This window comes from Streptomyces sp. NPDC002156 (assembly GCF_053593675.1).
In genome coordinates, this window is the sequence record NZ_JBSFDA010000065.1 from 18,062 (window position 1) to 39,873 (window position 21,812).

Below are 21,812 nucleotides of genomic sequence, written 5' to 3' on the forward strand. Positions count from 1 at the left end.
CCCTGTCGGTCCACGGAAGTGCGAGATGTCAGCCGAATCGGTCTTCCCGCAGCTCGAAGCTCTGCTCCCGCATGTGCAGAAGCCCATCCAGTACGTCGGCGGAGAGCTCAACTCCACGGTCAAGCCGTGGGAGGACTGCGACGTCCGCTGGGCGCTCATGTACCCCGACGCGTACGAGGTCGGGCTGCCCAACCAGGGCGTCATGATCCTTTACGAGGTGCTCAACGAGCGTGAGGGCGTGCTCGCCGAGCGTACGTACAGCGTGTGGCCCGACCTCGAGGCGCTGATGCGGGAGCACGGCGTCCCGCAGTTCACGGTGGACGCCCACCGTCCCGTGAAGGCCTTCGACGTGTTCGGGCTGTCCTTCTCCACGGAGCTGGGCTACACGAACATGCTGACGGCGCTGGACCTGGCGGGCATCCCGCTGGAGTCCAAGGACCGGACGCTCGACGACCCGATCGTGCTGGCCGGCGGTCACGCGGCCTTCAACCCCGAGCCGATCGCGGACTTCGTCGACGCGGTGATCATCGGCGACGGCGAGCAGGCCGTCCTCGACATGACGGAGATCATCCGCGCCTGGAAGGCGGAGGGTCGTCCGGGCGGTCGCGAGGAGGTCCTGTTCCGTCTCGCGAAGACCGGCAGCGTCTACATCCCGGCGTTCTACGACGTGGAGTACCTGCCGGACGGGCGGATCGGCCGCGTCGTACCGAACAAGAGCGGTGTCCCCTGGCGGGTCAGCAAGCACACGGTCATGGACCTGGACGAGTGGCCCTACCCCAAGCAGCCCCTGGTCCCGCTCGCGGAGACCGTCCACGAGCGGATGTCGGTCGAGATCTTCCGCGGCTGCACGCGCGGCTGCCGTTTCTGCCAGGCGGGCATGATCACCCGCCCGGTCCGTGAACGCTCCATCACGGGCATCGGCGAGATGGTGGAGAAGGGCCTGAAGGCGACGGGCTTCGAGGAGGTCGGCCTCCTCTCCCTGTCCTCGGCGGACCACTCGGAGATCGGTGACATCGCGAAGGGCCTGGCGGACCGCTACACGGAGGACAAGATCGGCCTGTCGCTCCCCTCCACTCGCGTGGACGCCTTCAACGTGGACCTGGCGAACGAGCTGACGCGCAACGGCCGTCGCTCGGGCCTGACCTTCGCCCCCGAGGGCGGCTCGGAACGCATGCGCAAGGTCATCAACAAGATGGTCTCGGAAGAGGACCTGATCCGGACGGTCTCCACGGCGTACGGCAACGGCTGGCGCCAGGTGAAGCTGTACTTCATGTGCGGTCTGCCGACGGAGACCGACGAGGACGTCCTCCAGATCGCCGACATGGCGATGAACGTGATCGCCGAGGGCCGCAGGGTCTCCGGCCAGAACGACATCCGCTGCACGGTCTCGATCGGCGGCTTCGTGCCCAAGCCGCACACCCCGTTCCAGTGGGCCCCGCAGCTGTCGGCGGCGGACACGGACGCGCGCCTGACCAAGCTCCGGGACAAGATCCGCGGCGACAAGAAGTACGGCCGCTCGATCGGCTTCCGCTACCACGACGGCAAGCCCGGCATCGTCGAGGGCCTGCTGTCACGCGGCGACCGGCGCATCGGCGCGGTGATCCGCGCGGTGTACGAGGACGGCGGCCGCTTCGACGGCTGGCGCGAGTACTTCTCGTACGACCGCTGGATGGCCTGCGCGGAGAAGACGCTGCCCGACTTCGGGGTCGACGTCGACTGGTACACGACGCGCGAACGCACGTACGAGGAGGTCCTCCCGTGGGACCACCTCGACTCGGGCCTCGACAAGGACTGGCTCTGGGAGGACTGGCAGGACTCCCTCGACGAGACAGAGGTCGAGGACTGCCGGTGGACGCCTTGCTTCGACTGTGGGGTGTGCCCGCAGATGGATACTTGGCCACAAGTAAGTAACAGCGGGAAGAAGTTGCTGCCGCTGACGGTCAAGAAGGACGCTGCGACCAGCGGACACGTGCACTGACGTGAGTGAGGCGTTGCGGCGCATCGTGGAGGCTCTGGAGGACGGCGGCAGCGAGGAAGAGGCTGCTGCTGTCCTGAGGGCGCTCGGCGCTCAGAGCAGACGGCAGGGGATCGCGCGGGATACCCCGAGAACGCCGCTGCCGTCGCCTGGGGCCTCTTCGACCGTTCACTCTGAGGTGGAGTGGGTCTGAGGGCTGGAAGCCCCTGGAGCCTGTCGGCTGGTGGGTCTGAGGACTGGCTATGGACGGGGTGAGCTGTCCGCCGGTGACGCGGAGACGTCGGCGCCTAGTTCCGGAGTGAGCTGGACCACGCCGACCCAGGGAAACTCGTTGGTCACGTGGACCGCCCGGATGTTCCAGCGGCCTGCCGGTACAGCCACGGGTGCTTGTTCTGGCAGCTCGGGGCGGTCGGGGTACGGCCGATCGAGATCTGCACCGGCCTCGGCGGAGTCCATGAGCATCGCCGGTCCGTCCGTTTCCCATACTCCCGCTGCCTCCCACTCGGTGGTGGGGTCGTCCAGCAGCCTCTCGGCGGCCACGAGGAGCTCTGCGTCGGAGTCTGAGGCGAGCCAGCGCACGAAAGCCCTTCGTTCGGGCAGATAACAGGTTGTGGCCGGCTCATCGCCCAGCACAAGGGCCCGCGCGCCGGCTGGGCCCACGTCGATCACAGCGACGAGGTCTTCTACCGCGCACGCGCGGTCGTAGTCGTCCGGGTCATCGGTGTCGCCGATGATCATTCCGTCTTGCGTGCAGCCGCTCCACTCCTGCAACGCCGATACCGGTATGACGATGAGCGGGCCACCCATGGACGCAACCCAGTTGAGCTCCGGCTGCGTGCGGGGTGTGGATGCCGCGTCGTTCGATCTGTTCATGGCGCCAGGTTGCCGTATGCCTCTGACAACGCCTCGTTGAAGTGGATCAATGGCTGTCACCAAACCTCGTGGCCTAGGTGAGCGAGACCGTCGATGCAGTCGAGGCGATCATGCACGGTGGAATCCGGGTTTGGGGTGGTGATCAGCAGGAGCACGCTGATTGACGGGTGCTCAGGGGCGTATAGGTCGTCCTGGACGTCGTCTCCGGGGATAGCGTTGGGCTGGATCTCGATACGTCCGTAGGCGCTGTCGGCGACGTGGTAGAGGCCCCGGTAGTCGCTCTCGCGTGCGGTGAAGGTGACATCGAGGTGGTCGGCGACCAGCCGGGCCAACTCGCCCGTGGTGTGAGTGCTGGTGCCGTAGGTGTCGTGGTTGGTCATCGGTGCCCGACCTTATGCGACAGGAGTCCCCAGCTTCGTTGTGAGGGGCGCCGTGTCCGCAGATGACACCTGGCCACAAGTAAACAGCGGGAAGAAGTTGCTGCCGCTGAGGGTCAAGAAGGACGCTGCGACCAGCGGACACGTGCACTGACGTGAGTGAGGCGTTGGGGCGGATCGCGGAGGTGTTGGGGGACGGCGGCGAGGGTGAGGTTGCTGCCGTCCTGGGGGCGCTGGGTGCGTGGAGTGAGCGGCGGGCTGTCGTGGAGGAGGCACTGAGAACGCCTCTGCCGGCGCCTGGGGGCTCTTCGGCTGTCGAGTCTGAGGTTGTGGAGAGTGGGTCTGAGGGGCTGACGGTCCAGGAGGAGGCCGTACGGGGTTGGTCGTCGCCTGAGTGGCTGCTCTTGGTTCGCGGGGTTGGGCCCGGCTTCCTAGCGTGGCGGGTATCCGCTACGGAGGAGGCCACCATGCCAGCGAGTGAGCCGCCGGCGAATGGTCCTCGGTGGGAGCGCCGGGACAGTGGGCCTCCCCCTTCTGGGCAGTGGGCGCCTCCTGCCAGGCCTCCGCAGAGCAAACGGCGGGGTCGTGGCTGTCTTTGGGGGTGTGCTGGAACTCTGGCTGCGGTGGTTGTCATCGTCGTGGTTGTGATGGTCATCGCGCTGGGGAGTGGCGATGAGAGCACCACGCCTGCACCTAGCGTGACCGCTACCGCGAAGGCGCAGCAGACGCCCCAGGGCAAGAGCGAACGAGCGGACCTTGTGAGCTTCCAACTGGACGATCGCTCGGAATCCGGACTCACCAATATTTGGGTCGTTTGGACGATCAAGAACAACAGCAGCGAGAAGTCCGACTACTCATGGGATTGGGAAGCGGTGGACGCCAGCGGCACTCGACTAGCGAACGGCACCCAACTGGACACCGACGTCCAGCCTGGCCAGACCGCCCTGGGTGAGTACCCCACGACGCTCAAGAGCGTGAAGGGCATCAAACTCAACGTCACCAGCTTCGATCGGACTGCCAGCTACTGAGCACGTTGGCGGTGTCTGCATCGACTCTCTGACGATGGTCGCTCCACGGTGTGTGGGTCGACGACGGACGGGTTGTGAACTGGCGGCAGTGGTTGAAGGAGGGCGTCAGCCTCCTGTCACAACGGGAACGACTACTGCGGCGATGGCAGAGAGCAGGCCTCCCACTGCCAGGAAGGCGTTGAACTTCTCTTTCGCAGTAGGAAAGACGGCGCGACTCACATCTCCAACCTTGCTTCGCAGCACGATCATCTTGAGTTTCTGCCAACGATGTTGGCGGTTTCGGCACCCCATCAGTACGCCGTAGGCATTGTTTCGGCAGTAGGTCCGACCGTCTCGATTGACCGCCCCGCACCAGACCGGCACCTGGAAGGAGGCGTAGGCGAAGACCGCAATGGACAGGGCGGCAATGATCGGAAGGGCCCATTGCTGGGTCCACGCAAAGATGAGAGCCCCAACCGCAACGTATCCCCAGTACAGGCGCATGGCTTTCCCCATAGGTGCGGAGCGTAGTGGCATATGCGCAGGTCAGGTAGCAGTGAGAATCGGACAGAAAGCACGCCGTTTGCGTGTACCTGCTTCTTGACCGACGCAGTCATTTGGGCCGAAAAGCTCGGTGAGCCTCTGCGAACCTTTGCAGGCGCGGAGGGGTGCCCAGGCGGTTCCTCGTGCTCCACTGCCGACGCCTGGGAGCCCGGTGGGCATTGAGTCCGAGGTGGGGTGGGTTTAGCGGCTCGTCGTGAGAGTCTGGGCGGCATGGGGGAAGCGTCGGCGGACCAGGCTGTCATGAAGTTTCTGGCAGTGATCGATGTGGGTGCTCTTTGTTCCGGGACGGTCGTGGCGGTGAGCAGGTCTGGGATGTCGGTAGCCCTGGACGGTTTTGGTGCTCGGCCGCTCGGGGTGGTGGGGGCGTTGGACGGGTCCTGGCGTCGCCGCTTCGCTGATGTCGCTGTGGTCGGGCAGCGGATCACCGCTGAGGTGATCGCCGTGGATCTGGACGCGGGTCGGGTTTGGTTGTCGATGGCGGCTACCGAGCATCCGGCACTCTGGGCGTTCCTCAAGGGGCTTCGTCGTGGTGAGATCCTGGCCGGCGCGGTGGCGGCGATCGAGCGGTTCGGTGTGTTCGTGGCACTGGACGAGGGACCTGACCATCCGGTCTATCCAGGCGTTGGCTTCATCACGTATCCCGAACTGTCCTGGCGTCGTTTTGAGGCGGCATCCGAGGTTGTTGCAGTTGGCCAGCGGGTGTCGTGCGAGTTCTTGCAGTTCGACACCACGAACGGAGAGGCCCGGCTGTCCTTGCGGGCGACGCAGCCAGACCCCTTTCCGATATTCGCTGACCGCATCGCGGTGGGTCAGACGCTACGAGGGCTGGTGACCAAGCTGGTTCCGTTCGGCGTCTTCGTCCAGGTCGCGGACGGGGTCGAAGGGCTGGTTCATCTGCGTGAGCTCAGCTCGGAACTCGTGGCGGCCCCAGAGGACGTCGTGCAGATCGGCGACGAGGTCTCCGTCAGCGTCATGAACCTCGATCGAGAGCGACGCACGCTGACCCTGTCTATGCGGCGTGCGTGAGGGTTTTTGGTTCGGGTTGTGCCCGCAGATGGACACTTCCATTCAAATCGGCCCCACGGGTAAGAAGTTGCTCCCGCTGACCGTGAAGCAGCCGGTGGGGACCGGGCACAGTCACTGAAATGACCCGACGTCACGGGTGGGAGCAGATCACCGTGACGAGGGTGAACGACGCGTAGAAGGGGCCTTGGGCGAGGCCGGTGAACCAGGTTTCGCCCCGGGTCCTGTCGATGTGGCCCTCCGTGATGGCCTGTTGCATGTTGCGGCCGAGGCCCAGGGTGTGGTCGGCGTGCTCGAAGTCGGTGAAGACCGGGGTCGTGGCGATCGTCGTCTCGACGCGGAAGCCCGCCCGGGTCGTCAGGCGGGCGAGGCTGCGGCCGACGGTGGCGTGGCGGACCACCTTCTCGGTGGTGTAGCGGGTGAAGGCGCGGCTCGTCTCCAGGTCCTCCGAGTCCACCGCCAGGGTGTCCCAGTCGGGTTCCACCAGGGCGACGAGGGCGCCCGGGCGGGTGGCGGTGCGGAGTTGGGCCAGTACGTCCGCCGGGGACCGCACATGCATCAGCACCCGGTCGATCTTGGCGCGGTCCACTGTTCCGGGGACGACGGGCAGGGCGTGTGCGTCCGCCTCGCGGAGCTCCACCGTGCTTGTGGCGGCGGTGCGTTCACGGGCCGTCGCCAGCATCGCCGGGTCCCGGTCCACGCCGATGACGCGGCCGGTCGCGCCGACGCGTTCCGCCAGTGCGGGCAGGTCTGTGCCGGGGCCGCAGCCCACGTCCAGGACGGTGTGGCCCGGGCGGAGGTCCAGCAGGTCGAGCAGTCGCTGCTTGTACGCCCGTCCCGCGTCCTCGGACGCGGCACGCAGCATGTAGGCCGCCTGGTCGGGCCTGGGCACACCGAGGGTCTTCGTCATGGGACCAGTCAAGCAGTTGTGTGTCCGGCGCCAAGTGGGTTCAACGGGGGTGGAGTTGGCAGGAGTGCATCAGGAAGTTGCCCAACAGGCCCTCTGCGTCACCGGACTTGTAGGCCTGCGCCACGCCGTTGAGGCTGCCGCTGCCGGGTTCGTGGCGGAGGCGGAGTAACAGTTCCGGGCTGTGCTGTTGGTCAGTACCGACACCGACAGCCGCCGCTCGGGCACGGTCACGACGATCCCGCGACTCCGCCCATCCCGTCGCCGTGGCTCTGCACCAGGGGACCGGCACCGCGTGAGAGGCACCAGCCGAGCCCGTATCCGAGGCCCGCGTTGACCGGGTGCGCCTCGCGGACGGCCGCCGCTGTCTCCGGTTTCAGCAGACGGCCCAGGGCCCGGTAGCCGAGGTTGGCGTACTCGAAGGCGGTGCCCGGGGGCGGTGCAGTCGCGCGTACGGGGTCGCGTCGATGCGGTCGTCGGCGCCGGCCACCCGTGGTCGTTCGTGGCGGTGTCCGCGAGGCCGGATGCCTCGGACAGGGTCACTTCGCCGTGTTCGACGACGGTCACCGAGGCCGACGGGCAGCTGTGCTCGTCCAGGGGCGAAGTGCAGTACTAGGCCAGCTTGTTCGGGTTCAGTGCGTTCGGTATGCCCATCCGCGCATTCTGGCAGGACGAAAAGTCGTAGGTTTACGGCCGTTGTCCCTCGTCCTGGTCACTTTTCGGATACACCGCATCCGGACAGGGGGCCCGCGCGTCTACGTCGGTATGGATCTGGAGAAACCGGCCACCGGGGGCGAGGTGCGGCAGCCCGAGCGGCAGCCTGAAGGGTGTCTCGTCGTTGCGATTCGCATCCCTGTGCGGATCGTCGTACTCGTGCTGGTCGTGCCCGTGCGGATGGTGTGGGACGGGCTCGTCGTCGGCTGGCGCCTCCTCATGGACGCGGTGCTGCGGCCCCTCGGGCGGGCGCTGGCCTGGGTCTTGTGGGCCGTCCTCGTCTGGCCGTTCGTCGCGCTGTGGCGGTACGTCGTCGAGCCCGTGGGGAAGGCGCTCGGCTGGCTCGGGAACGTGCTCGTCGTCGTACCCCTGGTGTGGCTCTACCGGCATGTGCTGACGCCGCTCGGTCACGGGCTCGCCTGGATGTGCCGGGGGATCGGCGCCGGACTCTGGTGGGTGTGCCGGGGGATCGGCGCAGGGATCGGGTGGGTGTGCCGGGGGATCGGTGCCGGGCTCGGCTGGGTCTACGCGCGCGTGCTCACGCCTGTGGGGCACGCGGTGCTGTGGGTGCTCAAGGGGCTCGGGGCGGGTGCGGCGGCCCTGGGGCTCGGCGCGTACGCCGTGGCCGCCTGGCTCGCGCGGTACCTGGTCGTCGTACCCGCGCAATGGCTGTACGAGTGGATCCTCACGCCGATCGGGCGGGCGATCGCCTGGTGTGCCCGGTGGGTCGCGTGGTGCGCCGGCATGGTGGTCACCGGGATCGGGTTCGTTCTCTACTGGCTGCTGCGCCTGCTTCTCGTCCTGCCCGCGCTCGCGCTGTGGCGCTGGGTGCTGACGCCCGTCGGACGCGTCCTCGCCGTCATCGGGCGGGAGGTCTGGGGCGCCCTCGGACATGCCTGGCGCATCGCCGGGCACATCTCGCTCGCCGTCGGACGGTTCCTCGGGACCCTCCTTCGGTGGATCTTCGTGGAGCCCGTGCGCTGGGCGTACCAGACGGTGCTGACGCCGGTCGGGCACTTCGTGCGGGACGCCGTTCTGCGGCCCGCCGCCGAGGCCGCGCGCAGTGTGGGGCGGGTCACCCGGCAGGTGCTGGCCGCCGCACGCGACTCGGCACGGCAGGCCCGGGCCGACTTCCGGCGGATGCTCTTCGGGGAGCCGAAGGAAGCGGTCGCCGTGGACCGGCGGGAACCAGGAGGCGTCGACGGACGTACTCTTGGTAGCAGTACGACCGCACTCACGAAGGACTGAACGACACTGGGCAAGCGACAGCCCGAAGGCCCGCCGCCCGCGCCGACGGTGCAGCGCATCCGACTGCGCTACACCAAGCGCGGCCGCCTCCGGTTCACCAGCCACCGTGACTTCCAGCGCGCTTTCGAGCGTGCGCTGCGCCGTGCCGAGGTGCCGATGGCCTACTCGGCGGGGTTCACGCCGCATCCGAAGGTGTCGTACGCCAATGCCGCAGCCACCGGCACGGGCAGTGAGGCGGAGTACCTGGAGATCGCGCTCACCGAAGCGCGCGATCCCGACAAGCTGCGCGAGCTGCTCGACGAGTCGCTGCCCACCGGGCTCGACATCGTCGACGCGGTCGAGGCCCGGACCTCCGGGCTCGCCGACCGGCTCACGGCTTCCGTATGGGAGCTGCGTCTGGAGGGTGTGGCGCCCGAGGACGCGCGCCGCGCCGTCGACCTCTTCAACGCCGCCGAGACCGTCGAGGTCCAGCGCCTCGCCAAGAACGGCATGAGAACCTTCGATGCCCGGGGCGCGGTCGCGGGCCTGGAGGCACTCGCAGTGGGCGCTGAGCCAGGTGATGAGACGCACAGTCCACAGGCTGATAGGCCGACCGACCAGGCCTGTGCGATACTGCGGCTGGTTGTTCGGCACGTGACGCCTGCCGTTCGACCCGACGACGTCCTGTCCGGTCTCCGCGCCGTGGCCGACCTGGCGCCGCCGGTCCCCGCAGGGGTGACCAGGCTGGCGCAGGGGCTGTTCGATGAAGAGACCGGCACGGTGACCGACCCGCTCGCGCCCGACCGCGAGGCAGCGGTGGCCCTCTCCATGGCCGCTCCGACTGCCGCCGCGTCGCAGGCACCGGCGTAAGGAAGGTCCCGCGAAGGGACGGACGTCGTAGCGCCGCCCTCGTACTCGGGAGCCACCTGGGTCGGGCAGCGCACCGACCACAAGACTTTCGCCAGGCCGTACGCAACATGGCGTACGGAACCGGCGAGACAGGACACAGAGAGCTCCCGTGCGGCGCCCGCGCCCCGGACGGCGGCACCGCGCACTGCGCGAGCCGCGGACGTCACCGGCACCCAAGCCGGACCAGGTGCGGCGCCCGGGAGCCTGACGGGAGAACCGCCCGCATGCTCGAACCGACCGAAGCCGCTTCGGAACCCATCGAGGGTTCCGCACACGACACCCCCAGCGACACCCTGCCGCCGCGCCGTCGGCGCCGCGCAGCGTCCCGCCCCGCGGGACCGCCTGTCGCCGGGGCCGAGGCCGCTGCCGTGGCCGAGACCACGGCGCCGGCCATACCGGCCGTAGAGGCCGCCAAGCCTGCTGAGGCCGCCAAGGCCGCACAGACCGATCAGAACGTCGAGGAAGCCGCCGCCGAGGCGCCCGCTCCTCGTACGCGCCGTCGGGCCACCCGGCGCGCGTCCGCGCCCGCCGGTGCGCCCGCCAAGGCTGCCGAGGCCGTCGACGAACCGGCCGTGACCGCCGTATCCGCCCCGACTGCCGAGGAGAGCGGCGAGCAGGGCGAGAAGAGCGGCGAGGAGAGCGTGGCCGAGGCGCCCGCCGCCGTGGAGGAGGCCGCGCCTGCTCCGCGTGCCCGTCGCCGGGCCACCCGCCGGGTCTCCGCGCCCGCCGCCGAGACCGAGGTCGCGGCTCCGGCCGCCCCGGTGGAGGAGGCGCCCGCGCCCGTCGCCGAGGCTGCCAAGCCTGAGATCGAGCCCGAGACCGTTGTCGCCGAGGACGCCTCGTCGCGTCGTGGGCGTCGCCGAGTCGCCCGTAAGGCCGCTGTCGGGTTCTCCGCGCCCGCGCCCGCCGTCGAGAACGGCGAGGGTGGACGGCGCCCCGCGCGTCCCGCCGTCGCCGTGTTCCAGGCGCCCGTCTTCACCGAGCCGATGTTCCAGACGCCCGAGCGGGCCGCCGCCGCGGCTGCCGCCGAAGCGGCCGAGGACGTCGAGGAGGTCGAGACCGAGGAAGAGACCGTCGAGGCCGCCCCGGTCGTCGAGACCGTCGTCGAGGAGCACACCCCGCGCCGTCGTCGCCGTCGTGGGCGTGCCGACGAGGAGCCCGTGGCTGCCGCCGCGCCCGTCGTGGTCGAGGAGCCGGAGGAGGCGGAGAGCGTCGACGACGCCTACGAGTCCGCCGAGGACAGCACCGACACCGACACGGACGACGACGGCGACGAGGGCCCCGGTTCGCGTCGGCGCCGCCGCCGCGGTGGCCGTCGTAGGCGCCGTGGGGAGTCCACCGACTCCGACAGCGACTCCGGGGACGACGACTACGCGGGCGAGCAGTCCGCGCGGGCCGACGAGGACGCCGCGGACACCGCCGACCAGGTCGACGAGGACGCCGAGGAGGACGAGCGCGACGAGCCGGGCGGTTCCGGTTCCGCCAGCAGCCGTCGCCGGCGCCGTCGTCGGCGTCGTGCCGGTGACTCGTCCGGTGAGAGCGAGATCGGGACCGGCGAGAGCGACCCCGAGCGCACCGTCGTCAAGGTCCGCGAGCCGCGCCCCAAGCGGGACGAGCACCCGAGCGACGAGGTCCAGTCGATCAAGGGCTCGACCCGCCTCGAAGCCAAGAAGCAGCGCCGCCGTGAAGGCCGCGAGCAGGGCCGCCGCCGCGTCCCGATCATCACCGAGGCCGAGTTCCTGGCCCGCCGCGAGGCCGTCGAACGGGTGATGGTCGTACGCCAGTACGGCGACCGCACCCAGATCGGCGTCCTCGAGGACAACGTGCTCGTCGAGCACTACGTCAACAAGGAGCAGGCGACCTCGTACGTCGGCAACGTCTACCTGGGCAAGGTCCAGAACGTGCTGCCGTCCATGGAGGCCGCGTTCATCGACATCGGCAAGGGGCGCAACGCCGTCCTGTACGCCGGTGAGGTCAACTTCGAGGCGCTGGGCATGGCCAACGGGCCGCGGCGCATCGAGAGCGCGCTGAAGTCCGGCCAGTCGGTCCTCGTGCAGGTCACGAAGGACCCGATCGGCCACAAGGGCGCGCGGCTGACCAGCCAGGTCTCGCTCCCCGGCCGCTACCTGGTCTACGTCCCCGAGGGGTCGATGACCGGTATCAGCCGCAAGCTGCCCGACACCGAGCGCGCGCGTCTGAAGACCATCCTCAAGAAGATCGTCCCCGAGGACGCGGGCGTCATCGTGCGTACCGCCGCCGAGGGCGCGAGCGAGGACGAGCTGCGCCGTGACGTCGAGCGGCTCCAGGCGCAGTGGGAGGACATCCAGAAGAAGTCGAAGGGCGGCAACGCGCCGACCCTGCTGTACGGCGAGCCGGACATGACCGTCCGCGTCGTGCGCGACATCTTCAACGAGGACTTCACCAAGGTCATCGTCAGCGGTGACGAGGCCTGGCAGACCATCCACGGGTACGTGGCCCACGTCGCCCCGGACCTGACCGACCGGCTGTCGAAGTGGACCTCCGAGGTCGACGTCTTCGCGACGTACCGCATCGACGAGCAGCTCGCCAAGGCGCTCGACCGCAAGGTGTGGCTGCCCAGCGGCGGCTCGCTGGTGATCGACAAGACCGAGGCGATGATCGTCGTCGACGTCAACACCGGCAAGTTCACCGGCCAGGGCGGCAACCTCGAAGAGACCGTCACCAGGAACAACCTGGAGGCGGCCGAGGAGATCGTGCGCCAGCTGCGGCTGCGCGACCTGGGCGGCATCGTCGTCATCGACTTCATCGACATGGTCCTGGAGTCCAACCGCGATCTGGTGCTGCGGCGCCTGCTCGAGTGCCTGGGCCGCGACCGTACGAAGCACCAGGTGGCCGAGGTCACGTCGCTGGGGCTCGTGCAGATGACCCGTAAGCGGGTCGGGCAGGGCCTCCTGGAGTCGTTCTCCGAGACCTGCGTCCACTGCAACGGCCGCGGTGTCATCGTGCACATGGAGCAGCCCAGCTCCAGCGGAGGCGGCGGCAAGCGCAAGAAGCGCGGCCGTGGCGGCGCCGAGCACGAGCACGCCCACGACACCCACGAGCACGACGTGATCGTGGACACGGACGCCGACGAGGACGTCGAGGAGACGGCGGCCGAGGTCGCCGCCGAGGTCGCGGCGCCGGAGCCCTTCTTCGAGCCCGACGACGAGCTGTACAACAGTGCCGCCGAGGCGGAGGCCGCGGCCGGCCGCGGTGGCCGTTCCAGGCGGCGCGCCGGCCGTCGGGCCTCGGCTCCGGCGGGGGCACCCCGGTCGGAGTCGCGTTCGACGGACGGGCGTCGCGCTGATGCCCGTACGGCCGAGCCCGTGGTCGCCGACGTCGCCGAGGTTTCGGTGGTTGCGGACGCGGCGCCGGTCGCCGTGCCGGAGGTCGTGGCTCACGTCGAGCCCGTCGCCGTCGAGGACCCGGTGGTCGAGGCGCCCGTCGCGGTGCAGGACGACGCGGCTCCCAAGGGGCGTACGCGTCGGCGGGCGACCCGCAAGGTGTCCGCTCCGGCCGGGTCGCCGAAGGCGGCCGACGAGGCTGTGGCGGAGACCGTGGTGACGGTCGTGGCTGAGACCGTCGTCGGGCCGGTGGCGGCTCCTGCTCCTGTCGAGGAGCCCGTGGAGGCTGTCGCGGCGACCGAGAGTGCGGCTCCGGCCCGGCCGCGGCGACGTGCCGTGCGCAAGGCCACCGCGCCCACCTCGTCCGCGGAGGCGGCCGTCGTGGTCGTCCCGGCGGCCACCGAGGCCGCTGCGGCGCCCGCCGACACGGCCGAGGCCGAGGACGCGGTTCCCGCCAAGAAGACCGCGCGCAAGACCGCCGCCAAGAAGGCGACCACGGCCAAGAAGACCGCCGCGAAGAAGACCACGGCGGTCAAGAAGACGGCTGCGAAGAAGACGACGACGGCCGCCAAGAAGGCCACGACCAAGAAGGCGGCGACGTCGAAGAAGACGGCGGCGGCTGAGGAGTCGGTGTCGGCGGGCACGGAGGGCTGATCAGCCTCCGGTTGTCCGGGCAGCAGTAGTCACGTGTGCGGTACGACGGTCCGTCCGGGTTCACCGGGCGGGCCGTCGCCGTTTGGGTGCTTGTGGTTTGGGGGCCCTGAGCGGGGGGAATCGCGCTCAGTTTGACCCGTTCAGGCCGGGCCCGTAATCTTGAGCGTCGGCGTGTCCATAGCTTCATCCACGACGCGTCACATCCCCGTAAACCTGCATCCTCCTGAGCACCGGGCAATTTTGGTGCGGCGGGAGAGGCCGTCCGCTTTTGCCGGGCGGCTGGACTGCGGGGGTGCCGTTCCCGAGCGAGAGAGTGAGATCTGCGTGTACGCCATCGTGCGCAGCGGTGGTCGCCAGCACAAGGTTGCTGTCGGCGACATCGTTGAGGTTGACAAGATTTCCACTGCCAAGGTTGGCGACACGGTCGAGCTCTCGACCCTGCTCGTTGTCGACGGCGACGCTGTGACCAGCGACCCGTGGGTCCTGGCCGGCATCAAGGTCCAGGCCGAGATCGTGGACCACCACAAGGGCGTCAAGATCGACATCCTTCGCTACAAGAACAAGACCGGCTACCGCCGTCGTCAGGGCCACCGCCAGCAGTACACGGCGATCAAGGTCACTGAGATCCCCGCGGCTGCGAAGTAAGGGACTGAGGAGAGATGGCACACAAGAAGGGCGCATCGTCCACCCGGAACGGTCGCGACTCCAATGCTCAGCGGCTCGGCGTGAAGCGCTTCGGCGGTCAGGTCGTCAACGCCGGTGAGATCCTGGTCCGCCAGCGTGGCACCCACTTCCACCCCGGCGCGAGCGTCGGCCGTGGCAAGGACGACACGCTGTTCGCGCTTGCCGCCGGTGCGGTGGAGTTCGGTACGCACCGTGGGCGCAACGTCGTGAACATCGTTCCGGTCGCCTGATCGGTTCTTTCGCGAGGCGGACCTCACTTCCCTCACGGGAAGCGGGTCCGCCTTTCGCGTGTTTTACCTGTGCAGAGATTTCTGCCTGAAGATTTTCGTACGTAACTGGAGGCACATCCCATGACCACCTTCGTGGACCGCGTCGAGCTGCATGTCGCCGCGGGTAGCGGAGGTCACGGCTGTGCCTCCGTCCACCGTGAGAAGTTCAAGCCGCTGGGCGGGCCCGACGGCGGCAACGGCGGACACGGCGGTGACGTGATCCTCACCGTCGACCAGTCCGTGACCACGCTGCTCGACTACCACCACTCCCCGCACCGCAAGGCCACCAGCGGCAAGCCCGGCGAGGGCGGCAACCGGTCCGGCAAGGACGGGCAGGATCTGGTGCTGCCGGTGCCGGACGGGACGGTCGTTCTCGACAAGGACGGGAACGTGCTGGCCGACCTGGTCGGGCACGGGACCTCGTACGTCGCCGCGGAGGGCGGGCGTGGTGGGCTCGGCAACGCCGCGCTCTCCTCGGCCCGGCGCAAGGCGCCCGGGTTCGCACTGCTCGGGGTGCCCGGGGGCTTGCAGGACATCGTCCTGGAGCTGAAGACCGTCGCGGATGTGGCGCTCGTGGGGTATCCGAGTGCCGGTAAGTCTTCGCTGATTTCGGTGCTCAGCGCCGCCAAGCCGAAGATCGCTGATTATCCGTTCACGACCCTTGTGCCCAATCTGGGTGTCGTTACGGCTGGGGCTACGGTTTATACGATTGCTGACGTGCCCGGGCTCATTCCCGGTGCCAGTCAGGGCAAGGGGCTCGGGCTCGAGTTCCTGCGGCATGTGGAGCGGTGCAGTGTGCTCGTGCATGTGCTGGACACGGCGACGCTGGAGTCCGAGCGTGACCCCGTCTCCGACCTCGACATGATCGAGGAGGAGCTGAAGGAGTACGGGGGGCTGTCGGACCGGCCGCGGATCGTCGTCCTGAACAAGGTCGACGTGCCCGACGGGCTGGACCTCGCCGAGATGGTGCGGCCCGAGCTGGAGGCTCGTGGGTACCAGGTGTACGAGGTGTCCGCCGTCGCCCATATCGGGCTGAAGGAGCTGTCGTTCGCGCTCGCCGAGATGGTCGGGCAGGCGCGGGCCGCGAAGCCCCAGGAGGAGGCGACCCGGATCGTCATCCGGCCCAAGGCCGTCGACGACGCGGGCTTCACCGTCGTCCAGGAGGAGGACGGGCTGTTCCGGGTGCGGGGCGAGAAGCCCGAGCGCTGGGTGCGGCAGACCGACTTCAACAACGACGAGGCGGTCGGGTATCTCGCCGACCGGCTCAACCGGCTGGGTGTCGAGGAGAAGTTGATGAAGGCGGGGGCCCGGGCGGGGGATGGGGTTGCCATCGGGCCCGAGGACAACGCGGTTGTCTTCGACTGGGAGCCGACGGTCATGGCTGGTGCGGAGATGCTTGGGCGGCGTGGGGAGGATCATCGGCTTGAGGTGCCTCGGCCTGCTGCGCAGCGGCGGCGGGATCGGCAGGCTGAGCGGGACGATGTTCAGCGGGAGTTCGACGACTTCGAGCCGTTTTAGGGGCGTGGGGGTGCGGGGGCGTTGTTTTTCGCCCCCGCCGCCCCTTACCCGTTCCCATCCCTGGGGGCTGCGCCCCCAGACCCCCCGCTGTCGGCCTGGACGGCCTCGTCCTCAAACGCCGGACGGGCTGAAATACCCCCTGCCGACGGGACTACCCGCGCCGTTTTCTATGATCTCCCCCTGATCATTCCTCAGGGGTCTCCTGTTCGTCCGTGTACTTGTGTTTGTCATGTACTCGCATCCCGTTGTTCAGCGGGTCGGTCGGGCTGTCGTGGGAGCTTCCGTAGGTCCAAGAAGCTGCCCAGGCAAGGGAGTTCGACGATGAGTGGGGTCGTTTCGCCCGGCAGACGCCGGTTTCTGACTGCTGGGGCCGCTGCCGTCGGCGCCGCCGCGTCCGGGCAGTTGCTGCTTGCGGGGACCGCTCGGGCCGCGCAAACCCCGTTGCCCAGCGGGGTGTTCAGTCTTGGGGTTGCCTCCGGGGATCCCCTGTCGGACGGTGTCGTGCTGTGGACCCGGCTCGCTCCTGATCCGCTCAACGGTGGGGGCATGCCCGATCGGGCCGTTGTCGTCGAGTGGCAGATATCCGAGGATTCGCGGTTCCGGCGCAAGGTCAAGCGTGGGTACGCCTGGGCGCGGCCCGAGTACGGGCACAGCGTTCACGCTGATGTACGCGGGCTGAGTCCCGACCGGCACTACTGGTACCGGTTCCGGACCAGTGGGCAGCTCTCGCCGGTCGGGCGTACCCGTACCGCACCCCGGCCGCTCGTCTCCGGCAGCCATCTGCGCCTCGCGCTCGCCTCCTGCCAGAACTGGCAGCACGGCTACTTCACCCCGTACGCCGACATGCTCGCCCAGGATCCCGACCTCGTCGTCTTCGTCGGCGACTACATCTACGAGTCGACGCCCGCGAGCACCGGCGTACGCAGGCACGAGGGCAGCGGTGAGCCGTACAGCCTCGTCCAGTACCGCAACCGGTACGCCCAGTACCGCAGTGATCCGCACCTCAAGGCGATGCACGCCGCCGCGCCCTTCGTCGTCACCTTCGACGACCACGAGATCGACAACGACTTCGCCGGTGAGATCCCGCAGGATCCCGACAAGCAGACGCACGACGCGTTCGTCGCGCGGCTCACCGCCGGCTACCAGGCCTACTACGAGCACATGCCCGTCCGCGCCACCTCCGTGCCCAACGGGCCCCATATCCGTATGCACCGGCGGCTCGACTTCGGGCGGCTCGTGCGGCTCAACGTGCTCGACACCCGGCAGTACCGCAGCGACCAGGCCACCACCGCGGCCGGTGCCCTGGACCCGGCGATGACCATGCTCGGCGCCGCGCAGAAGCAGTGGCTGTTGGATGGGCTGCACGGGTCGCAGGCTCGGTGGAATCTCATCGCCTCGCAGATCATGATGGCCGAGACCGACCTCCAGATCGGCCCCGGCAAGCTCTGGTTCTACGACGCCTGGGACGGCTACCAGGTCGAACGCAACGCGCTGCTCGCCGAGTTCGCGAAGGTCCGTAACCCCGTCGTCCTCACCGGCGACCGGCACCTCACCATGATCAGCGACCTCAAGCGGGACTACGCCGACCCCGGCTCGGCTGTTGTCGGTGCCGAGTTCGTCGGTACGTCCATCTCCAGCAACGGGGACCAGGATCCCGTCGCCTTCCACAAGGAGTGGGACCCGCGCATGGGTGACAATCCGCACTGGAAGGTCATCGACAACCATCGCGGATACCACCTCTTCGACATCCGGCGGGGCGGCATCGACGCCCAGGTGCGGATCGCGGACACCGTGACCAAGCCCACCTCCGCCTCCCGGACCCTCGCCAAACTCCGTGTCGACTCCGGGAAACCGGGGGTACGGCAGGTCTGAACCGGTCTGACCGGCGAAAGGGCCCGCGGTCGACCGTAAGCAGAATCACTGAAAATAATTTCCGGTGAATGGCGGGTTGCGCACGCATATGCGCCGGGCGGCGCTCACCTTGCATTGCGGTTACCGCAGGTGGGACGATTTCAGGGTTCTCTGTTGCCCCGAGGTAGGTCGCCCGTGTCCCAGCACAATGCCAAGCCCCGCACCACCGCCGTCGTCCTCGCGGGCGGCACCGGTCAGCGGGTGGGCCTGTCGATTCCGAAGCAGTTGCTGAAGATCGCCGGGAAGGCGGTCATCGAGCACACCCTGAACACGTTCGAGCAGGCGGATTCGATCGACGACGTCATCGTGCTGATGGCGCCCGGCTATGTGGCGGACATCGAGAAGATCGTCGCCAAGGCCGGTTTCAAGAAGGTCACCCGGATCATCGAGGGCGGCGCCACCCGCAACGACACCACCGAGCGGGCCATCGGCGCGCTGGGGGAGGGGTTGGAGGAGGGCGAGGACCGCAACGTCCTGTTCCACGACGCCGTACGGCCGCTGCTGTCCCAGCGGGTCATCGACGACTGTGTGATCGCCCTGGAGCGGTTCCAGGCCGTCGACGTCGCCATTCCCTCCGCCGACACGATCATCGTCACCCGTACGCACGGTGAGGACGGTGAGTTCATCACCGAGATCCCGGACCGGTCGCGGCTTCGGCGTGGTCAGACGCCCCAGGCGTTCAAGCTGTCGACCATTCGGCGGGCCTACGAGGTCGCGGCCGGCGACCCCAACTTCCAGGCCACGGACGACTGTTCGGTCGTACTCAAGTACCTGCCGGACGTGCCGATCCATGTCGTCGCGGGCGACGAGTACAACATGAAGGTCACCCAGCCCGTCGACGTCTTCATCGCCGACAAGCTCTTCCAGCTCGCCTCCACCGCCACGCCCCAGCAGATGAGTGAAGAGGCTTATCGGGAGCTGCTCACCGGTAAGACGCTCGTCGTCTTCGGTGGGTCCTACGGCATCGGCAAGGACATCGCCGAGCTGGCCGAGGGGTACGGCGCCACGGTGTACGCCCTCGGGCGCTCGACCACCGGGACGCACGTCGAGAACCCGGAGGAGGTCGACGACGCGCTGTCCAAGGCGTACTCCGAGACCGGGCGCATCGACCACGTGGTCAACACGGCCGGCGTACTGCGCATCGGCAAACTCGCCGAGACCGACAACGCGACCATCGAGGAAGCGCTGAAGGTCAACTACCTGGCCCCCGTGCAGATCGCCCGTTCGGCCTACAAGTACCTCGCCGAGACCAAGGGTCAGCTGCTGCTCTACACCTCCAGCAGCTACACGCGCGGCCGTGCCGAGTACAGCCTCTACTCCTCCACCAAGGCCGCGATGGTGAACCTCACCCAGGCCCTGTCGGACGAATGGGCCGGTGACGGGGTCCGCGTCAACTGCATCAACCCGGAGCGCACGGCCACCCCGATGCGTACGAAGGCCTTCGGCGAGGAGCCCGCGGGCTCGCTGCTGTCCTCCGAGGCGGTGGCCCGTACGTCGCTGGACGTGCTGCTGTCCGAGCTGACCGGGCATGTCATCGACGTCCGCCAGCAGGACCCGACGGCCCCGGCCGGCCGGGCCTCCGGCTTCGAACAGGCGCTCGCCAGCGTTCTCGACCGTCAGGACGACGGCCTAGCATGAAGCCCGAGAGACAAGCACGACGGTGAAGACCGAGCGTGAAATTCGACAGCAGGCCCGGACAGGATCCGTAATAAGCCCCAGATAAATTCCCTACAGGCTCCCGGAAAATTCACAGCTTCTTTCCCGGGTGTCCCGGTACTTTCCCAGATACAGGTTCTCCTTGATTTCCACTGCTATTCGCGTCGCCCGGGTGGGCAGCCCGGCCGAGCTGGCCGCGGCGGTCCTCATGATGCTGGGCTTCCCCTGTCTCATGGTGGCCGCGCTCGTCCCGAGCGTGCCCGCCTTCGCCGTCGCCGCCGCAGTGACCTACCTGGCGGACCACTATCTGCACCACCGGGGCAGCTATCTGATCAACCGCCTCGGCAAGGTGCGGGCGGGCGTCTCCATCCGGTTCCTGGTGCGGGAACTGCTGGTGCTGCTGCTCCTGGCACGCGCGGACCTCTCCCGGAGCATGATCTTCTACGCGGCGATCGCCTGCTTCATCGCCTTCTACGGCTTCCAGGCCCCGCACGGCGCTCTGACCACGCTGATCCGCAACCGCCGCCGGATGCCCGTCGCCACCCGCAACGTCGATCTGGCCTCGCGCATCCCCATCCCGAACGCCCCGCCGCGCTTCCTGCTGGAACGCTCCAGCGAGAAGATGCTCCACCTCGACCTGGCCGCGATCACCGGAATCCTGATCACCGTCGAGACCGGTTCGACGGCGTACGGCATGACCGGCGTCGGCATCACACTCGGACTGGCGTTCCTGTACGTGGTCGCCCTCGCGCCCTTCGTCCGGGGCCGCCGGATCCCGCCGGACGCGGAGACCGTGCTGGCCGCGACGGACGCGTGGCTGCGCGAGTACCGGCCGCAGACGCTGCTGTACTTCTCCGGCTCCAAGGACTCGGCGTACCAGGTCAACATGTGGCTGGAGACGATGGAGCAGCTGGAGACCCGGCCGCTGATCGTCCTGCGGGAACGCGTCATACTGCAGAACCTCGCGCCGACGACCGTCCCCGTCATCTGCGTGCCCGGCGGCATCCATCTGATGAACCTGGACCTGCGCACGGTCCGGGTCGCGCTCTACGCGGCGAACGTCGGCAAGAACATCCACCTGCTGCGCGTACCGACCATGAAGCACGTCTTCATCGGGCACGGCGACAGCGACAAGATCGCCAGCGTGAACCCGTTCAGCAAGGCCTACGACGAGGTGTGGGTCGCCGGACGGGCCGGGCGCGACCGGTACGCCATCGCCGACGTGGGTGTCCGGGACGAGGACATCGTCGAGGTGGGGCGGCCCCAACTGGCGCCCATCGAGAGCGGTGTTCGGGGCGGCCCGTCCGGAGGGGTGCCCACGATTCTCTACGCCCCGACCTGGGAGGGCTGGGACGACGATCCCGGCAACACCTCCCTCCTGCTCGCCGGCGAGAACATCGTGCGCGCACTGGTGTCGGCCGAGCCGCCCGTCCGGGTGCTGTACAAGCCGCACCCCTTCACCGGCACCCGCAGCGAGGAGGCCAAGGCCGCGCACGAGCGGATCACTGCCCTGGTCGAGGCCGCCGCGGTCGAACGGGCATCCGACCCGCATTTCCTGGGCGACGCCGACGAGCAGACGCGGGCCAAGGCGGACCTCGCGCGTATGGAGGCGCGGCTCGCCGAACTGGCCGGGCCCGGCGGTGAGAAGGGCGACGAGGCGGAGGCGACGCGGGACGGCGTCGTCGACCTGGAGCGGCACGAGGAGACTGCGAAGCTGCGCACCGAGTGGAACGACGCGTACTGGCGTTCGTTCGGCGCCGGGGAGCACCGGGTCATCACGGGCGCCGAGCCACGCCTTTACGACTGCTTCAACGTGTCCGACGGGATGGTCTCCGACATCTCCAGCGTGGTCTCCGACTTCATCGCGAGCGGTAAGCCGTACGCCGTGACGGACTCGGCGGAGCTGGGCGCGGAGGAGTTCAAACGGCAGAACACCGCCGTACGCGCCGCCGTGATCCTCACCAACAGTGCCGAGGAACTGGGGCAGTTGCTGGACGCCGTACGCGATCCGGCGGCCGATCCGCTGGCCGGGGAGCGCGCCGAGCTGAAGCGGTATCTGCTCGGGCCCGACGAGCCGCCGTCCATCGAGCAGTTCAACACCGCGACGGCCGACCTCGCGGTGAAGGCCGAGACCCGGAACGCGGGCCAGAAGCGGCAGGCGGCGACCGCGCGGACCTGAGAA

16 protein-coding genes are annotated in these 21,812 nt (G+C 68.6%); 12 read left to right on the plus strand and 4 right to left on the minus strand.

Going from position 1 to position 21,812, the window contains the following annotated elements:
* Positions 1-25: 25 nt before the first annotated feature.
* On the plus strand, positions 26-1,978 hold the full coding sequence (locus tag ACWCRB_RS25190) for a TIGR03960 family B12-binding radical SAM protein (RefSeq protein WP_450998190.1): 1,953 nt from the start codon (positions 26-28) through the stop codon (positions 1,976-1,978).
* A gap of 237 nt (positions 1,979-2,215) precedes the next feature.
* On the opposite strand, the gene ACWCRB_RS25195 is transcribed toward ACWCRB_RS25190, so the two are convergent.
* Together ACWCRB_RS25195 and ACWCRB_RS25200 are read right to left on the minus strand one after the other, a co-directional pair.
* Positions 2,216-2,848, minus strand: coding sequence for an Imm21 family immunity protein (locus tag ACWCRB_RS25195; protein ID WP_450998191.1), 633 nt, complete (start codon positions 2,846-2,848; stop codon positions 2,216-2,218).
* A 56-nt stretch (positions 2,849-2,904) separates the two neighbouring features.
* Positions 2,905-3,228 carry a hypothetical protein gene (locus ACWCRB_RS25200; RefSeq protein ID WP_450998192.1) on the minus strand — a complete coding sequence of 108 codons (324 nt, stop codon included), beginning with the start codon at positions 3,226-3,228 and terminating at the stop codon, positions 2,905-2,907.
* Positions 3,229-3,848: 620 nt separating this feature from the next.
* Between ACWCRB_RS25200 and ACWCRB_RS25205 the strand changes: the two genes are divergently transcribed.
* A complete protein-coding gene (locus tag ACWCRB_RS25205; protein WP_450998193.1) occupies positions 3,849-4,253 on the plus strand; it encodes a hypothetical protein in 405 nt (134 codons plus the stop codon).
* 105 nt (positions 4,254-4,358) lie between these two features.
* Here the strand turns inward: ACWCRB_RS25205 and ACWCRB_RS25210 are convergent, their stop codons facing one another.
* Complete coding sequence (locus tag ACWCRB_RS25210; protein WP_450998194.1) at positions 4,359-4,748, minus strand: hypothetical protein; 390 nt, start codon at positions 4,746-4,748, stop codon at positions 4,359-4,361.
* A 288-nt stretch (positions 4,749-5,036) separates the two neighbouring features.
* On the opposite strand from ACWCRB_RS25210, the gene ACWCRB_RS25215 reads away from it, so the two are divergent.
* Positions 5,037-5,822: a S1 RNA-binding domain-containing protein gene (locus tag ACWCRB_RS25215; protein ID WP_450998195.1), complete on the plus strand. Its 786-nt coding sequence runs from the start codon at positions 5,037-5,039 to the stop codon at positions 5,820-5,822.
* 130 nt (positions 5,823-5,952) lie between these two features.
* Here ACWCRB_RS25215 and ACWCRB_RS25220 read toward each other — a convergent pair whose 3' ends face one another.
* A complete protein-coding gene (locus ACWCRB_RS25220; RefSeq protein WP_450998196.1) occupies positions 5,953-6,729 on the minus strand; it encodes a methyltransferase domain-containing protein in 777 nt (258 codons plus the stop codon).
* Positions 6,730-7,491: 762 nt separating this feature from the next.
* On the opposite strand from ACWCRB_RS25220, the gene ACWCRB_RS25225 reads away from it, so the two are divergent.
* The 9 genes from ACWCRB_RS25225 to ACWCRB_RS25265 all read left to right on the plus strand — a co-directional run bounded on the left by ACWCRB_RS25225 (position 7,492) and on the right by ACWCRB_RS25265 (position 21,809).
* Positions 7,492-8,688 (plus strand): hypothetical protein, encoded by a 1,197-nt coding sequence (locus ACWCRB_RS25225; protein ID WP_450998197.1) that lies wholly within the window; start codon positions 7,492-7,494, stop codon positions 8,686-8,688.
* 48 nt (positions 8,689-8,736) lie between these two features.
* Positions 8,737-9,537 (plus strand): TIGR03936 family radical SAM-associated protein, encoded by an 801-nt coding sequence (locus ACWCRB_RS25230; protein ID WP_450998198.1) that lies wholly within the window; start codon positions 8,737-8,739, stop codon positions 9,535-9,537.
* Positions 9,538-9,800: 263 nt separating this feature from the next.
* The gene (locus tag ACWCRB_RS25235) at positions 9,801-13,592 is read left to right on the plus strand and encodes an Rne/Rng family ribonuclease (protein ID WP_450998199.1); all 3,792 of its coding nucleotides are present in this window, start codon (positions 9,801-9,803) and stop codon (positions 13,590-13,592) included.
* Positions 13,593-13,916: 324 nt separating this feature from the next.
* A complete protein-coding gene (gene rplU, locus ACWCRB_RS25240; RefSeq protein WP_006374708.1) occupies positions 13,917-14,237 on the plus strand; it encodes a 50S ribosomal protein L21 in 321 nt (106 codons plus the stop codon).
* Between the two features lie 14 nt (positions 14,238-14,251).
* A complete protein-coding gene (rpmA, locus tag ACWCRB_RS25245; RefSeq protein WP_105974470.1) occupies positions 14,252-14,506 on the plus strand; it encodes a 50S ribosomal protein L27 in 255 nt (84 codons plus the stop codon).
* Positions 14,507-14,626: 120 nt separating this feature from the next.
* A complete protein-coding gene (obgE, locus tag ACWCRB_RS25250; protein ID WP_450998200.1) occupies positions 14,627-16,063 on the plus strand; it encodes a GTPase ObgE in 1,437 nt (478 codons plus the stop codon).
* Positions 16,064-16,384: 321 nt separating this feature from the next.
* Positions 16,385-17,935 (plus strand): alkaline phosphatase D family protein, encoded by a 1,551-nt coding sequence (locus ACWCRB_RS25255; protein WP_450998201.1) that lies wholly within the window; start codon positions 16,385-16,387, stop codon positions 17,933-17,935.
* Positions 17,936-18,109: 174 nt separating this feature from the next.
* The gene (locus tag ACWCRB_RS25260; protein ID WP_450998202.1) at positions 18,110-19,612 is read left to right on the plus strand and encodes an SDR family NAD(P)-dependent oxidoreductase; all 1,503 of its coding nucleotides are present in this window, start codon (positions 18,110-18,112) and stop codon (positions 19,610-19,612) included.
* A gap of 160 nt (positions 19,613-19,772) precedes the next feature.
* Positions 19,773-21,809 carry a hypothetical protein gene (locus ACWCRB_RS25265; RefSeq protein WP_450998203.1) on the plus strand — a complete coding sequence of 679 codons (2,037 nt, stop codon included), beginning with the start codon at positions 19,773-19,775 and terminating at the stop codon, positions 21,807-21,809.
* The last annotated feature ends 3 nt before the right edge of the window (positions 21,810-21,812 follow it).